We start from the raw sequence: 15580 nt of genomic DNA, 5'->3' as shown, positions 1-15580 counted from the left end.
GCGCAGGCCGTGGGCGGTGTCTACCTCGTCCGGCTCGGTGACGGAACCGGCGAGAGAACTGTCGAACTCGGGTGGGGAGGTGCGCCCCCGGGCTCGTCCGCCCCGCCGAGGTGGAGACCCTCCGCGCGGGCTCCGGCAACGCCCGCAGGGAGCTGGCGGGAGCGGGCGCGACGCAGATCGCCGCGAACACCGCCCCGGGGAGGGAAGGGGGGAGGGAAGGATGGCACCCATGGGACTGCACACCGCATACGGACTCAGCCGGATCATCAACGCACGAGGGCCCTACACGCCCCTCGGTGTCTCACGCAGTGGGGACGACGTCGGCGCCGCGGTCGCCGGGGCGCTGTCGGAGTTCTTCGTGATGGACGAATTGCAAGAGGCGGCCGACCGGGCCCTCGCTCGGTTCACCGGGGCGGAGGCGGGGACCGTCGTGCACTGCACAGCCTCGGCGATCACTCTCGCGGTCGCCGCCGCGATGACGGGGGAGTCCCCGGAGCGCGTCGAGGCGCTGCCGGACACGACCGGTATGCCCGGCGCAGTCGTCCTCCCGACGGGACACGCGGTCAACTACGGACACCCCATCGTGCAGGCCGTCCGGCTGGCGGGTGCGGTCCCGGTTCCCGTGGGGACGGAGACCGGGTTCACGCTGGAGGACCTGGAGACGGGTCTCGCGCGCCAGGACGTCGCGTGCCTGCTGCTGGTGTCGTCCCGTCTCGTGCGCGGGGCCGGTGCCGAGCTGGCCGACGCCGTGGCGGTCGCTCATCGTCGCGGGGTTCCCGTCGTCGTCGATGGTGCCGCGCAGGACTTCAGGATCGGTGAACTGCTCGCCACCGGAGCGGACTTGGTGGCCGTCAGTGGCCAGAAGTACCTGGGTTCCCCGACCGCGGGTCTGGTGGTGGGCCGGGCCGGCCCGGTGGCGGCGGTGCGGGCGCAGGAACGGGGCATCGGCCGTGCGATGAAGGCGAGCAAGGAGGCGGTGATCGGCGTCCTCGCCGCGCTCGAGGCGCGTCAGGAGCTGGACATGGCGGTGTGGCGGCAGGAGCAGGCGGACAAGGTGGCGGACTTCGTCGAGCGGGCGGGTGCCGTCCGGGGCATCACCGCGTCGTCCGTCCCCGACCCGACCGGCCTGCCCTTCGCCCGCGCCCGGCTGGTGGTGGATCCCGCCGTGTCGGCCATGGACTCGGCCGCTCTGGACGAAGCGCTGCGAGCGGGGTCACCGTCGATCTGGGCCATGCCTGGCCGGCGGGATGCGGAGGAGCTGCTGTTCGAACTCGTACCGCTCACACCGGACGAGATCGACGTCATCCTTGTCCGCTTGGCCGAACTGCTGGTGCGGTGAAGGCCGTTCAGGAGGGAGAGAGGTGAGGGGTACGAGGAGGGGTGGTGACTCGAGTCGACGGTCGCCCCTCGGTTGATGTCCGGCAGCCGAACGGTGGCGCGATCGCCGCCGGGCCGTCAGGTGCGGTGCGCGGGGAGCCAGCCGTTCTGGACCGCGTGGACGCCCGCCTCGAAGCGGCTGCGTGCCTGGAGTGCGTCCATGAGTTCGGCCGCGAAGCGGCGGGCGGTGCGAGTGGAGACGCCGAGGCGCTTGGCGATCGCATCGTCCTTCAGCCCCTGGGCGAGCAGCCGGAGGGCCTCGCGGTGCTGCGGGGTGAGGCCGTCGGTGTCCCGTTCCACCGTGGGCACCAACGGGTTCGCGGCCTGCCAGGTGCTGTCGAACAGCTCGCACAGGGCCGTGATGACGCCCGGCCCCGTGAGGACCACGGCGCCGAAGCTCGCGTCCGCGGGGTCCAGGGGGAGGACGGCCTCGGTCCGGTCCGCGATGATCATGCGGATCGGCAGGCTGGGAGCGGTGCGGACGTGGCCGCCGCGCTCGTGGAGCCACTGGACGTGCCGGAGCGTGGGCTGATGGTTGCGGATGCTGTCGAGGTAGATGGTCCGTACGGTGACACCGCGGTCCAGCAGGGTCGCGTTCGGCTTGCGGCTGGCTTCCAGGTCGCTCTCCGCATGGGCGCCGCCCGGAGCGAGGGTCATGATCTCGTGGCGGACGTCGGAGGCGAGTCGGGCGAGCCGGTCGCGTATTTCCTCCGCGCCGGTCAGCTCCTCTGTGTGGAAGCCGGCCGAGGGTCTGTGCAGGGAGGCGCACTCCGCGACGAGTTGCGCGGCCGCGACCCTCGCGGTCTCCAGACGCTCCTGGTGGGCGGCGAGTTCGGCCTGCTGGCGGGCGAGCAGCAGCTTCATGGCCTGTTCCGGGCCCAGTACCCGAAAGGCGCTGTCGGCCTTGGCGGGCGGTCGGACGAGTGCGAGGGAATGGAGCCGGTCGAGACAGTTGCGTAACCGGTCCTCCGGCAGTGCGAGTCTCTGGGACAGTGCGGATATCCCGTCGTCACGATGGTCCAGCATGGCGCGGTAGACGCGTTCGGTGTCCGTGTCGAGTCCGAGTGCGGCCAGCATGAGGTGTGTCTCCCGATTGGTGAACGGGTCCGGAAAGGCGTGGGGGAGGGAGGCGCGGTGGTCTCCGCGACGGTCGGGGCGACCGGGCGATCAGCCTCGGGGTGGTCCTCCGGACACGGTGCGACGTCTTCTGGTGTGTGTATAGCGCATGGAGTGAACTTCCGATGCGTGCGTGATCTTGTCAAGGTCGCCTTTCGGCCCGCGAACCCATCCGTACGGTGCTGCCGAACCCGGCCGCCACTGTGCAGGACCGGCCCCGTGAAGGCGGCTCCCGCTGTTCGGCCGACAGGTCGTCCGGGACGTACAGGCTCTGTCCGCGCCATGGAGGGCCGGGCTGACCATGACGGATGCCGAACCGCCAGCGGCCCGCGACGACTTCGCGGGTCGCGGGCGCGCGGCCTCCGGCCCGCTCGTGCCCGTGATGCCGTGTCAGGTGCGGGCCTGTAATCAAGCCTGTCCGCGAAGACGCATTCTTTACGACGGCTTGGCCTTCGGCAGGCGCCGCGCGGACGGGTGGTGTGGTGCCGAGCCCTCGGGTCGGCTCGGCCGGCAGGGCGGGCGAACGGGGGGAGGTGACGCCGTCGGTCAGGGCGCCTTGGCGGCCCTGTCGGCCTCCGGTACTGGTGTGGCGGGCGCCCCGGGCGCGGTGGGCCCCTGTTCCGTGGCGGACGCAGAGTGTGCCCCGGTCCGCAGACCCAGTGCCCAGGCGGCCGCGGTCGTCAGGACGCTGAGGAGACCGGCTGCCAGGAACACCGGGCGGGGGTCGCCGTGATTGAGCGTGGTGAGCGCACCGCCCGCGAGGGCTCCGACCGGGCTCGCCGCCAGCGCGGCCACCTTGGCCGTGGCGGTGACCCGGCCCAACAGGGCTCGTGGCACCAGTCGTTGGCGCAGCGTGCGGATGAGTACCACCGCTGTCACCGTGGAACCCCCGAGCAGCAGATTCAGCACCAGCAGCGGGACCAGGGAGGTCGCCACCCCCAGGGACGCCAGTGTGGTCCCCAGACAGGCCGCGCTGAGTGCGATGAGGGTCTCGTGCCGCATCCTGCGGCCGAGCCGGAGGGCCACCACGGTGCCGAGCACCCCGCCCACGCCGCCTGCCGCGACGACGGCACTCGCCTCGGAGGCGCCGAGGTGGAGGGTGTCGCGCAGGTAGAAGACCAGGAGATAGCCGACGGCGAGGAAGAGATTGGCGCTTGCCTGCAAGCAGGTCACCACGAGCACGACACGCAGGGACCGCAGACAGCGGAAGCCCTCGACCAGGTCGCCCCGCACCCCGCGCAGGGCCTCGCGCAGCGGCGGGGAGGGGGTCCGGCTCGCCCGGCCCTTGCCGCGCAGTACGTGCAGGACGGAAACGAAGGACACCGCGAAGGTGCAGGCGTTGACCAGGAGGGCGACCTGGAGGCCCCAGAGTGCCGACAGCACGCCGACCAGCCCCGGGCCGACGATCTGCGCGCTCTGATTCGCGGCCTCCAGGAGCGAGTTCGTACGGACCAGGCGTTCCTCCTCGACCAGGTCCCGCACCGCCACGGTCAGCGCGGTCTCGAAGAACACGCCGGCCCCCGCCGCGACGAACGCGAGGGCGAGGATCACCGGGACGGCGAGCTGCGAGGTGGCCGCGAGTACGGCGAGGGAGAGGAAGACCCCGAACCGTACGACGTCCATGGTCAGCATGACGCTACGGGGGTTGAGCCGGTCCACCAGCGCACCGGCGGGCAGGCCGACCAGCAGATAGCCGACGGTCCGCGGGATGGCGGCCATCACCGCCGCGTACGGGGACCCGCTGACCTCGAGGACGAGCAGGGGAATCGCGAGAATCGCGAGACCGTCGCCGATCAGTGAGACGCTCTGCCCGCCGAGGAAGACGCGGAACGCCAGGGGCGAAGGGCGGACGGGCGCCGCCGAGGTCAAGGCTTTCGTCATAAAGGCTACGTCTCCGCCGGTCGTTCAGCTCTCTTCGGGCTGTGAAGTCACGAGTCGTGTCAAGGGAATCGGTACAGGGTGACGGCATCGACCCGCCCTGAATTCCCGGTTCTTCGTGGAATTCGTGGCGTCGCACGTTCAGAACACGATGCGATCGAGGTACGTCCCTCATCAACCCCTTCGGCCTGGACGGTATCGGCCACTGCATTCATCGGCCAGCCATGGAACGGGGCAGAGCGGGATAGTAACGGGGCGGAGCGGGATAGTTGGGCAGGTGGGTGAAACTTGAAGGAATGAACACCCGGCCCGCTGTGGCACAGAGCCGGTCGAGGGCGGAGGGACTCGGGCGGAACCAATCCGACGGCGGCCGGGGGAAAGGGCACCCCCGCAGCTTTGCGGGTGGTGTATCAATAGTGCGTCGGATGACGGACGGACGGCCTGGGTGTCGTCGTGGCCGGTCCGCCCCGGTCCCGGAAGTGGGAATGGCCCGCATGCGTGCTCGGCCGCGGCCGCCTGTAGGGGCCGCCCGATGGGGCCGCGGGTGATGTCAACTGCCGGTGAACTGGGCCGCTCTGTGAGGAACCCGTGCCTCACCTGCGCTGACGTCGTGGCCCGCGCCGGTACGGACCTGGCCGCCTGCCGTCGGGTGAACGCAAAGGGTGCTGCCCGGGCGTGCGGGCGTGCGGGCGACCGGCGGGTGCGCGGGGCCGTTCGCGGCCGGGACCGCCGTCGGCCGAGCACAGGAACAAGGGTGATGGGAAGGGGGAGCCATGTATCTCGTGCATGTCCGTCTGGACGGGCCCGCTGATGTGCCGCTGCCGGCGGGGACGGGGGATGCCGTGACCTCCTGCGCCGAGCCGGGAGACGGCCTGGAGCACGTCAGCGTGGACCCGGACGGGCCCGGCGGGCCCGTGGTCGGCCTCTTCCTGACCGCGCCGAGCCTGGCCGTCGCGGAACTGAGGGCCGCGGCCCTGTGCTCGCGATCACTCGCCGCGCATTTCCCTTTGGCGCCCTTTCGGATGGCGTCCTGCGGAGTGGTGCTGATTCCGGAGTTCTGGGACCGCATGGCGTCCCCGTCACCCGTGGACGGGATAGGACACAGCATGTTCCGTCCACCAGATCCCCCTTCCGAAGGGGACGGCGAGTTGCCAGAGTAAGGGCACCGGCGAGGCGGGGAGAGCCAAAAGCACTCCGAGCGGATGCCGGAGGTTTGCCGAAATGCAGAACGCAATTCACCGAAAGGCCGTTCCGTGAGACTCACCTCGACTTTCAGGACCGTCGCAGCCGGCTGCATCGCGCTCGGCGCCCTCCTCATGGCACAGGCGGTCTCCCCGGACAGTGCTCATGCTTTCGCCCAGGTACGTTCCGAAAGCACGTCCGCCGCCACCGTGCCGGCGGGCGACCTGTCCCGGCTCACCTCAGACGTGATGCACAGCACCGATGTGACCTGGGGCAGTTGAGCCCGGGCGCTCCCTCCACCTCCACCTCCGCCCCGCGGGCCGGGTGAGCGCGGCACCCCTCGTCGTACGCGACCACGCTCCGGCCCGCTACCGCGACACCCCGCATGAGCGAGAGGCGCGCACGGACGCCGGCCCACGCCGATGACGGTGACGTGCCGCCGCCTCCCCGCCCGCAGTGGTCTTCCCCCGGCCGGCGCCGAGTCGCCCGGCACCCGCAGCGCCTCGGGACGTGTTCGCCGAGCACGCCCCCTCGGCCGTGCGCCGCACATCCATTCTTCAGTGGAGCCCGCCCCCCGGCGCGGCGGCTTCGCGCGCCGCCGCGCCCGGCCCATGCCTCCCCACCACAGGACCTGACATGGAGCAACGCAGACCATGACGACTGCCATCACCCCGCGCACCCAGGAACTCCTCGACCAGGGCTACACCCTGCTCGACGGCGTCACCACCGACGAACAGGCCGCCGCGGCCCTACAGGATCTCGGCGCCCTCATACCGCAGTACGACGGGCAGCTGCGCTATCAGGTGAAGGCCGCCCCGGGCTTCGAGGACCGGCGCTATTCCAAGAGCACCAACACCATCCTGGTGCACACCGAGGCACCCGGCTGGAACCCGCCGCCCCGTTACCTCGCTCTCCACTGCCGGGTCCAGGCCCGGTGCGGCAGCGGACAGACCGAGCTCGCCGACGCGTATGCCTTCATCGCCTCCCTCAGCGAGGAGGAGCGTCGCACGGTGCACGGCGAAGCCATCGATTGGGTGGGCCACAACACCGGTGGCACCGGCACCGCCGGAGTGCGCCGCCCTGTGGTGGAGAGCACTCCCGAGGGCCGTGACATCGTCCGGTTCAGCTACAACCTGCTGACAGCCGGCCACTACGACCCTCCGGTCGACGCCGAAGTACCCGCCGACGAACTGCCGTTGGGCTCCCTGGGACGCGAACTGGCCGTGCGCGCCGAGACGTTCTTCCGGGACAACAAGGTGTCCGTCCTCATTCCGGAGGACTCGATCCTCGTCTGGGACAACCAGCGGATGCTGCACGCCCGCTCCTCCTACAGCGACGCGCGACGCCACCTGACGCGCTACTGGCTCCAGGAGTCCTGAGCCCGGCCGTGGGCCCCCGCCGCCGCCGGAAGGCGGCGCCCCGACCACCCGCGGTGCCGGTCGGCACCGCTCCCCGTGAGGAATGTGATGAACAGCGACACCCCGATCCTTGAAGGCGGCCCCGACGACGCGGTCGCGCAGGAGATCCCGGGCCCCCCGCTCCCCGAGGGCATCCCGACCTTCGACCCGAACGACCCGGTGGAGAACGCGGTGATCCGCCGACTCGTCGGCAACTGGCACCGCCGTGCCACCGTCAAGCGGGACGAGCCCGACCTCGACGAACTGTTCGACCTGTCACGCGCGGACTACCCCGAGCGGATCCTGCCCTTCCGCGACCACCCGACCTTCCGCGGCCTGGACCCGGACAAGCGGGCCGAACTGCTGAGCTGGGCATGGATCGCGTACAACCGGCACACCGTCATGGCCGAGCAGAAGGTGGCCAACCCCGCGTTCGCACTGGTCATGGAGGGGGAGTACCCGGGCCTCACCGGGGAGGCGCTCAACCTGTCGCTGGCCCAGGCGATGGTCGATGAGCAGTACCACACGCTCATGCACCTCAACGCGAGCGCGGTGACCCGCAGGAAGCGGGGGCACGCCATGCCGGACAACGCGCTGCCGCTCTCCCACACCGCGCGCGTCCACCAGGAACTGCGGGACCGGGCGGGAGAGCGCTGGGAGAAGTCCCTGACGACGCTGGCCTTCGCGACGGTCTCGGAGATCTCCATCAACGCCTACCTCGACCTGCTCGCCGAGGACACCACGATCCAGCCGATCAACAGCACGACCGCGAAGCTGCACAACCGCGACGAGTACTGTCACGCGTCCATCTCGCACGTGCTCGCCGAGATGGTCTACCACCACCTCGACGCCCGCCGGCGCAGGTACTTCCTGGACATGCTGATGGAGGGTCTCGACGCCTTCGTGGCCACCGACTACTCGACCTGGCACCGGATCGTCGACCTCGCCGGCATCGACGGCGGGCACGAGATGCTCGCGGACTGCCAGGCGGACGCGGGCCGTGCGCGGCTGGTCCGCGACTACACCGGACTGCACAAGCTGGTGGAGCAGATGGGCGTGGCCGACCAGGTGGACTTCGACTGGTCCCGCTCCCACATCGCCCACTGACGCTGCCCCGGCACGCGACCGGTGGCGGGCACCCCGTCACCGAGGACCCATGAGGATTTGGTGTGAAGACCTACTCCCACGAACGCCTGGCGGCGCTCGCTCGCGACCGCGGGATGTCCGAGGAGTACCTGCGCGACCTGCGGGTCGTCTCCTCCGTCCTGCCCTTCAAGGTGAACGAGTACGTCGCCGACCAGCTCATCGAATGGTCGGCGGCGCCCGACGACCCGATCTTCCGGCTCACTTTCCCGCATCGCGACATGCTCCCGCCGGACGTCTTCGAGAACATCGCGGCCCTCCATGACAGCGACGCGCCGCGCGACGTCCTGCGCAAGGCCGCCGCCGACGCCCAGGAACTGCTCAACCCCCACCCAGGCGACCAGCTCGAGGCCAATGTGCCGACGCTGAACGGACGCAGGCTCGACGGGCTCCAGCACAAGTACGACGAGACCCTGCTGGTCTTCCCCTCACAGGGCCAGACCTGCCACGCGTACTGCGGTTACTGCTTCCGCTGGGCCCAGTTCGTCGGGGTGGCCGAACTCCGGCAGGCGCTGCGCTCACCCGAGGACCTCACCGGCTACCTGGCGAACCACCGCGAGGTCACCGACGTCCTCTTCACCGGCGGCGACCCCATGATCATGAAGACCGCGGTGCTGAAGCGCTGGATCGAGCCGCTGCTCGACCCGGCCATGGAGAGCGTGCGCACGCTGCGCTTCGGGACCAAGGCGCTCTCCTACTGGCCGGCCCGCTTCACCGGCGACGCCGACGCGGACGATCTGCTGCGGCTGCTCGAACGCTGCGTCGCGGCCGGCCGGCACGTCGCGGTGATGGCGCACTTCTCCCACCCGAGGGAGCTGGAGACGCCGGTGGTGCGGGAGGCCATCGCCCGTGTGCGGTCGACCGGTGCGGTGATCCGCGCCCAGGCACCGCTGATCGCTCACGTCAACGACCGCGCGGACGCCTGGTCGCGGATGTGGCAGCAGCTCGTGGAGCTCGGTGTGGTGCCGTACTACATGTTCGTCGAGCGGGACACCGGCGCCCGCAGCTACTTCGGTGTGCCGCTCGCCGAGGCGCTGGACATCTACAACAACGCCATCCGCGGCGTCTCCGGGCTTGCCCGCTCCGCCCGGGGCCCGGTGATGTCGGCCTCGCCGGGGAAGGTCCTGCTGGACTCGGTGACCACCGTCGCGGGGGAGCGGGTCTTCTCGCTGCGGCTGCTCCAGGCCCGTGATGCCCGGCTCGTGGGGCGGCAGTTCTTCGCGAAGTACGACCCGAAGGCGGAGTGGTTCGACGACCTCCGCCCCGCGCTGGGCTCCTGGTTCCCCGGCCAGCCGGACCCCGAAGCGTCCCAGCCGCCACGGGCGGCCGGCCGGTGAGGGTCACCGCGCACGAGGCCAGCCTGACCCAACGTCACCTCTGGCGCTCCGCGCGGGAGGCCATCCCGATCACGCGCACGGTCATCGTCGAGGCGGAGCAGGACGGCGTGTCCGGCTACGGCGAAGCGTCCTGTTTCATGACGGACCACTACAACTCCGGCCTGGAGCGGATGCACGCCGACCTACGGCGAACGGCGCCCCTGCTGAGCACGCTCGACGTCCGCGGGCCGGACGGCGACGCCGACACCGTCTGGCAGCGGCTGGCCGCCGAGCTGCCCGACTCCCCCTTCGTGCTCGCGGCACTCGACTCGGCCCTCCACGACCTGCGGGCCCGCCTGCTCGGCGTCCCGCTGTGGAAGTCCCTGGGCCTGGACCGGCCGCAAAACCTGCGCTCCAGTTACAGCATCGGCCTCGACACCCCCGAGGCGATGGCCGGGAAACTGCGCGAGCGGCCGGGCTGGTGCGCGTACAAGGTCAAGCTCGCGGACCCCGGTGACCTCGGCATCCTGCGCGAACTGCGCCGCCAGACCGACGCACCCTTCCTCATCGACGGCAACTGCGGCTGGGATCCGGAGCGGCTCGTCCCCGCCCTGCCCCACCTGCACGGCCTGGGGGTGCGGCTGATCGAACAGCCCTACCCCCGCGCGGCCTGGGACGACGCCCGCAGCCTCAAGGAGATCAGCCCGATCCCCGTCATCGCCGACGAGAGCATCACCTCCCCGGCCGACCTGGACGCCTGCGCGCACGCGTTCCACGGCATCAACGTCAAGCCCATGAAGGCGGGCGGTCTCACCCCGGCCCTGGCCATGCTGCGGGCCGCACGGGAACGCGGCCTGATCACCATGCTCGGCTGCATGCCCGAGTCCGCCGCGGGCGTCTCCGCCACCGCCCACCTCGGCGGTTTGGTCGACCACCTCGACGTCGACGTGGTCGACCTGCTCGCGGTGGACACCGGACACGGGCTCAGCCTCGACGCCACCGGCCACGCCGCGCTGCCCGACCGCCCAGGCTCCGGATACCTCCCCGACGCCACCGCCCACGGCTGGTCCGTGCACCACGTCCCGGCCGAGCGTGTCCACCTCGTACGCCGTCAGGCGCCGGACTCCGCACCGGCCACGCCGGGCGCATGCCACCCGCAGGACGAACACCCCGCCACCCGGCACCTCGCGGCGCTGCTCCAGGGCCGCGAGGTGGGCGCCGCCTCCCTGTACGCCGAGGACCCACCGGCCGGCCACGACCTGCCGGACCCGCGCCCCGGCCGCGCCCGGCGCCTGTACGGCATGGCCACCCTCGACGAGGTCCGCGGCACGGGTGCGGGCAGTGCGCTCCTGCGCACCGCCCTGACCGTCGCGGCCCTGGACGGCGCCGAAACGGTCTGGGGCCACGTCCCCGACGCGGCCCTCGGCTTCTACCGCAAGCACCGTTTCGACGTCCTCGGCCGGCCCCTCGACCTGCCGGGGCTCGGTCCCCATCACTTCGTGCACAGGAGCACCCGTTGACCACCGAAGCCCCGTCCGGGACACCCCGAGCCGAACCCGCGCCCCCCGCCACGGGCCGCAGCATCCACCTACGACCGGCACGAAAACTCGCCCGCGAGGCACTCATCGCGGCGGACCTGCCCCCGGAGCAGGCCGACCAGGTGGCCGACGCACTGGTCACCACCTCGCTGCGCGGCATCGACACGCACGGCCTGCGCCTGCTCCCGCAGTACCTCACCGAGCTGTCCACCAAAGTGGCCCGCGCGGCGGCGGAGCCGACCGTCGTGCGGGACAGGGGCGCCGGACTGCTCCTGGACGCCGACGGCTCGCTCGGTGTCCTTGCCGGCCTTGCGGCCGCACGGCTCGCGGCGGAGCGGGCCGCCCGGTACGGGGTGGCCGCCGTCGGCGTGCGCAACTCCAACCACTTCGGGGCCGCGTCGGTCTACACGCGCACCCTGGCCCGAACGGGCCTGGTGGGCATCGCCGTCACCTCGGCCGCCTCCCGGGTGGCACCGTACGGGGGCGTCGAGCCGCTGTTCGGCACCAACCCCATCAGCGTCGCCGCGGGCGGCGGCGACGAGGAATTCGCCCTGGACATGGCCACCAGCCAGGTCTGCTTCGGCGAGGTGAAGCAGCGCAGGGCCGAAGGCCGCGGCCTGGACGACGGCTGGGCCACCGACAGCGCGGGGCGGCCCACCACGCACCCCGAGGAGGCGTACGCGCTCTCGCCGCTCGGCGGATACAAGGGGCAGGGCCTGGCCATGGCCGTCACCCTGCTCGGCGCCGTACTCACCGGCACCGCACCCGACTGGCGGCTCTCCCAGGTCGGTGAGGGCGGCGCCGGAGCGAGCCGCGGCATCGGACATCTCGTACTCGCCCTCGACCCGGCCGCGTTCACCGGCGCGGACAGCTTCGCCACCGGACTGACGGATCTGCTGACCACGGTGCGCACCGCGACCGCCGCGACGGATCAGCCCGTGCTGGCTCCCGGTGACCCGCAACGCGCCCACGAGCGGCACCGGGAGACCCACGGCATCCCCCTGGACGCGGGCACCGCCGCCGCCCTGGACGAGCTCGCCGCGCGGCTCGGCCTCCCCGGGACCGAGGAGGCGTCCGCGTGATCCTCGTCCTGATCAGCCCCCGCCAGGCAGGGCTCCCGTTCGCCCAGTGGCTGCCGGAGGAGGCGGGCAGGCTCGTCGCGGTCACCGCCGATGGCGCCCCCGTGGGCGAGGGCTTCACGGAGGTCGTCACCGTCCCCGACTACACCGACGACGACGCCGTGCTCACCGCCGCCCGTGAGGCCGCCCGCAGACACCGTCCCCGTGCCGTACTGGCGCTGGCCGAGGCCGACGTCGAGCGCGCCGCCCTGCTGCGCCGCGAGCTGGCCCTGCCCGGCCTCGACAGCACCGCGGCCGCCGCGTACCGCGACAAGGTCCTGATGAAGCAGTACGCGAGCGCCGCAGGCCTGCCCGTCCCCGCCTTCGCGCCCGTCGCAACCGTGGGCGACATCACGGACTTCATGGCCGCCCGCCCCGGCCGGGTCGTGGTCAAGCCGAGGAGCGGCTCCGGATCGACGGGCGTGCACGTGCTCGACGCACCCGGCCAGGCGGACGCACTCGCCGAGCAGGTGGCGGGCGGCTCGTACGAGGTCGAGGAGTTCATCGACGGCACCCTGCACCACGTGGACGTCTTCCGGGCCGAGGGCGAGCCCGTCGCGGCCGTCGCCTCCCGCTACACCGGCGCCGGGTGCCTGACCCACTGGGAGGACGCCCCGCTCGGCTCGCGCAACCTCGACCCCGCCGATCCGCTCCACGAGCGCCTGGTCCGAGAGACGTGGCGACTGATCGACGCGCTGCCCTCGCCGGACACCCTCTGCGCGCACGCGGAGTTCTTCGTCACCGACAGCGGCCGGATCGTGCTGTGCGAAGTGGCCGCACGGATCGGCGGCGGACCGATCCCCGCGATGCTCCGCCACGTCCTCGGCACCGACCCGCGAGAGCTGTGGGCCCGCGTCGAGTGCGGGCTGCCCGTCGCGCTCGACGCCGTACGGAACCACGCGCGCACCGCCCCCCGCGCCGCCTTCTGCGGCATCCCGCCGAAGCACGGCCGGGTCCTGCGGTTGCCCGAACCGCCGCCCGGCACGACGGACTTCGTCCTCAACACCCGGATCGGCGACGACTGGAGCGGGGAGCGCTACCGGCTGCGCAAGTCCGGCGACTTCCTCGCCACCTGGGTGATCACCGACCCCGACCCCGCCGTCCTGGACAGCAGACTCGACGCCACCGCACAACTGGTCGGCGCGGGCTTCGGCTGGGACGACACCGACCCGCCCGCACCGGTCCCCGCCGCGCCGGTCCCCGCCACCTCGGGCCGCACCGAAGGCGGGGCGCGATGACCACGACGGCGGCCACCGCGCACCACGGTTCGTTCACGGCCCGGCTGCTCCCGCCCGGCCATCACCCGGCACACCACGACGCCACCGGGCAGGACGGCACCGGGCAGGGCGGCTCCGGGCAGGGCGGCTCCGGGCAGGGCGGCACCGGGCAGGGCAGCTCCGACCTGATCTGGGACGACGCCCGCTGGCTGCGCTTCACCGCGCGGACCGACCTCCACGACACGCACTGCCTGGAAGTGCTCGAAGAGGACCGGCCGGTGGCCCTGGCCACGCTGCTCGTCACCCACAAGCCCGGCGGGCTGCTTTTCTACGACGCCCCGAGGCTGGCAGGCACCGCCTCACCCATGGCCGAGCCCGAACTCCTCGACGAGGCCGAGCGCGAACAGTGGGACCGCCTCACGGCATCCCTGCCCGAGGACCGCACCGACCACTACCCCTCCCTGGCCCTCGCCACCTTCGGCAACCACCACGGCGTGGCCCACACCCACGGGCGCTCCCCGGAGCAGCGCCGGTCGGTCATGGCGGCGCTCCCCACCCTCCTCCAGCAGATTGCGGACCAACTCGGTTGCCGCAGCACGGCGTTGCTCTACGTGGGTGAGCCCGAGGCAGAGGCGGTGGACGCCGCCGCCACCCGTGCTGGCTACCACGCGACGCTCCTCGGCGCCGACACCGTGCACGAGCTGAGCGCCGACGACTGGGAGCAGTACGTGGCCGGGCTCAGCAGCCGCCGCCGCAGAGGACTGCGCAAAGAGGTCACCGCCTACGAGAACAGCGGCTTCCACACCGTGGCCACCACCGGCCCGGAAGCCCTCGACGACACGGTGACCGCCCTCCAGGTGGCCCACCGGGCGAAGTACGGACTGCCCGGCGGACACGAGCGCGTCCGCCGCGACTTCGACGCCCTGCGCGAGGAGATCGGCGAGTCGTGCGTCGTCCTCAGCGCCGTCCACGAGGACCGCGTGCTCGGTTTCGCGCTGTACCTCAAGGCGGGCGACGCCCTCTTCCTGCGCACCGTGGGCTTCGCCCCCGAGGCCTCCGGCTGCTACCTCGCCCTCACCTACCACGAGACCACCCGCTGGGCGCTGGAGAACGGCATCCGCCGCATCCACTACGGACTCGCCACCTACGAGGCCAAATTCCAGCGCGGCTGCGAACTGCGACCCCGCTGGGGCTGGTTCGCCTTCCACGGTCCTGACGCCGAAGTCTTCCGCGAGGTGCTGGACCTCCAGTCCCGCAGCATCGAACGCCGGCTGGAGCACGTCGGCAGCCCGGCCACCCCGGTCCCCTCCCGCACCCTCCCGCCCGCATCCACCCTTCACGGAGCCGCACGATGAAGCTCACGCCCACCAGCGACATCTGGATGGACGGCAAGTTCGTCCCCTGGGACCAGGCACAGGTACACGTCCTCACCCCCAGCCTGCACTACGGCTGGGGCGTGTACGAAGGCATCCGCGCCTACCCGACGGATCGGGGCCCGGCCGTCTTCCGGCTGCGCGAACACCTCCAGCGGCTGCACGACTCGGCGCGCGTCTACCTGATGGACCCCGGCCACAGCGTCGACGAACTCACCGAGGCGTGCCTCGAACTGCTGCGCCGCACCGGCCTGGAGAGCGGCTACCTGCGCCCCCTCATCTACCTCGAATACGGCACCATGGGCGTCGCTCCGCGCCTGGACAGCGCCAGGGTCGCCATCGCGGCCTGGCCCTGGGGCTCGTACCTGGGGGAGAAGGCCGAGCAGGAGGGCTGCCGGCTGATGGTCAGCAGTTGGCAGCGCAACGGCGTGCACGCGGTGCCGCCGCTGGCCAAGGCCACCGGCGCGTACGTCAACTCCGCGCTCGCCAAGGTCGCCGCGATCCGTGCGGGCTACGACGACGCCCTCATGCTCACCCCCGGCGGCCACGTGGCCGAGGCGTCCGCCGCCAACGTCTTCGCGGTACGCGACGGAGTGATCACCACCCCGCCGGTCAGCGACAACATCCTGCCCGGCATCACCAGGGACACCGTCATCACCCTCGCCCGCGACCTCGGCCACGAGGTGCGGGAGCAGAGCCTGACCCGCAGCGAGCTCTACGTCGCCGACGAGGCGTTCCTCACCGGTACCGCCGCCGAGATCGTCCCCATCGCCTCGGTCGACGACCGCCCCGTCACCGAAGCGGGCAGCGGACCGCTCACGCGGCAACTGCGCCAGGCGTTCCAGGACGCGGTCCACGGCCGGACGGCCGATCCCCACGGCTGGCTCACCCATCTCTGACCACCGCCGTACGCCTACTCCCAGCG

13 protein-coding genes are annotated in these 15580 nt (G+C 71.9%); 11 read left to right on the top strand and 2 right to left on the bottom strand.

Going from position 1 to position 15580, the window contains the following annotated elements; translation table 11 throughout:
- The first annotated feature begins 229 nt into the window (after positions 1-229).
- Entirely contained in the window at positions 230-1339 is a 1110-nt protein-coding gene (locus AB0N81_RS18635) for an aminotransferase class V-fold PLP-dependent enzyme (RefSeq protein WP_365359473.1), read from the top strand.
- Positions 1340-1455: 116 nt separating this feature from the next.
- Here the strand turns inward: AB0N81_RS18635 and AB0N81_RS18630 are convergent, their stop codons facing one another.
- Complete coding sequence (locus tag AB0N81_RS18630; RefSeq protein ID WP_365359471.1) at positions 1456-2454, bottom strand: LuxR C-terminal-related transcriptional regulator; 999 nt, start codon at positions 2452-2454, stop codon at positions 1456-1458.
- Positions 2455-3039: 585 nt separating this feature from the next.
- The gene (locus AB0N81_RS18625; protein WP_365359469.1) at positions 3040-4374 is read right to left on the bottom strand and encodes an MFS transporter; all 1335 of its coding nucleotides are present in this window, start codon (positions 4372-4374) and stop codon (positions 3040-3042) included.
- A gap of 770 nt (positions 4375-5144) precedes the next feature.
- On the opposite strand from AB0N81_RS18625, the gene AB0N81_RS18620 reads away from it, so the two are divergent.
- The 10 genes from AB0N81_RS18620 (at position 5145) to AB0N81_RS18575 (ending at position 15554) form a co-directional block, all read left to right on the top strand.
- Positions 5145-5531, top strand: coding sequence for a hypothetical protein (locus tag AB0N81_RS18620; protein WP_365359467.1), 387 nt, complete (start codon positions 5145-5147; stop codon positions 5529-5531).
- Between the two features lie 93 nt (positions 5532-5624).
- Positions 5625-5834, top strand: coding sequence for a hypothetical protein (locus AB0N81_RS18615; RefSeq protein ID WP_365359465.1), 210 nt, complete (start codon positions 5625-5627; stop codon positions 5832-5834).
- Positions 5835-6206: 372 nt separating this feature from the next.
- Positions 6207-6932 (top strand): TauD/TfdA family dioxygenase, encoded by a 726-nt coding sequence (locus AB0N81_RS18610; protein WP_365359463.1) that lies wholly within the window; start codon positions 6207-6209, stop codon positions 6930-6932.
- Between the two features lie 87 nt (positions 6933-7019).
- A complete protein-coding gene (locus tag AB0N81_RS18605) occupies positions 7020-8057 on the top strand; it encodes a diiron oxygenase (RefSeq protein WP_365359461.1) in 1038 nt (345 codons plus the stop codon).
- A gap of 62 nt (positions 8058-8119) precedes the next feature.
- Positions 8120-9430, top strand: a complete 1311-nt coding sequence (locus tag AB0N81_RS18600) for a lysine 2,3-aminomutase (RefSeq protein WP_365359459.1) — start codon at positions 8120-8122, stop codon at positions 9428-9430.
- Positions 9427-10929 carry a GNAT family N-acetyltransferase gene (locus AB0N81_RS18595; RefSeq protein WP_365359457.1) on the top strand — a complete coding sequence of 501 codons (1503 nt, stop codon included), beginning with the start codon at positions 9427-9429 and terminating at the stop codon, positions 10927-10929. Before AB0N81_RS18600 ends, AB0N81_RS18595 begins: the two co-directional genes overlap by 4 nt.
- Complete coding sequence (locus AB0N81_RS18590; protein ID WP_365359455.1) at positions 10926-12029, top strand: Ldh family oxidoreductase; 1104 nt, start codon at positions 10926-10928, stop codon at positions 12027-12029. Before AB0N81_RS18595 ends, AB0N81_RS18590 begins: the two co-directional genes overlap by 4 nt.
- A complete protein-coding gene (locus tag AB0N81_RS18585; RefSeq protein WP_365359452.1) occupies positions 12026-13303 on the top strand; it encodes a hypothetical protein in 1278 nt (425 codons plus the stop codon). Before AB0N81_RS18590 ends, AB0N81_RS18585 begins: the two co-directional genes overlap by 4 nt.
- A complete protein-coding gene (locus AB0N81_RS18580; protein ID WP_365359449.1) occupies positions 13300-14637 on the top strand; it encodes a GNAT family N-acetyltransferase in 1338 nt (445 codons plus the stop codon). The genes AB0N81_RS18585 and AB0N81_RS18580 overlap by 4 nt, the downstream gene beginning before the upstream one ends.
- Positions 14634-15554: a branched-chain amino acid transaminase gene (locus AB0N81_RS18575; RefSeq protein ID WP_365359447.1), complete on the top strand. Its 921-nt coding sequence runs from the start codon at positions 14634-14636 to the stop codon at positions 15552-15554. The genes AB0N81_RS18580 and AB0N81_RS18575 overlap by 4 nt, the downstream gene beginning before the upstream one ends.
- Positions 15555-15580 lie beyond the last annotated feature (26 nt).

Origin of the sequence: Streptomyces sp. NPDC093510 (assembly GCF_040683555.1) — a bacterium.
Lineage (GTDB): Bacteria > Actinomycetota > Actinomycetes > Streptomycetales > Streptomycetaceae > Streptomyces.
The sequence above is the reverse complement of the archived record's forward strand: the minus strand, read 5'-3'. Positions and strand labels throughout refer to the sequence as shown.

Coding starts and splice junctions, on each gene's coding strand:
- AB0N81_RS18635 (WP_365359473.1), top strand. CDS start 230: ATGGGACTGCACACCGCATACGGACTCAGCCGGATCATCAACGCACGA.
- AB0N81_RS18630 (WP_365359471.1), bottom strand. CDS start 2,454: ATGCTGGCCGCACTCGGACTCGACACGGACACCGAACGCGTCTACCGC.
- AB0N81_RS18625 (WP_365359469.1), bottom strand. CDS start 4,374: ATGACGAAAGCCTTGACCTCGGCGGCGCCCGTCCGCCCTTCGCCCCTG.
- AB0N81_RS18620 (WP_365359467.1), top strand. CDS start 5,145: ATGTATCTCGTGCATGTCCGTCTGGACGGGCCCGCTGATGTGCCGCTG.
- AB0N81_RS18610 (WP_365359463.1), top strand. CDS start 6,207: ATGACGACTGCCATCACCCCGCGCACCCAGGAACTCCTCGACCAGGGC.
- AB0N81_RS18605 (WP_365359461.1), top strand. CDS start 7,020: ATGAACAGCGACACCCCGATCCTTGAAGGCGGCCCCGACGACGCGGTC.
- AB0N81_RS18580 (WP_365359449.1), top strand. CDS start 13,300: ATGACCACGACGGCGGCCACCGCGCACCACGGTTCGTTCACGGCCCGG.
- AB0N81_RS18575 (WP_365359447.1), top strand. CDS start 14,634: ATGAAGCTCACGCCCACCAGCGACATCTGGATGGACGGCAAGTTCGTC.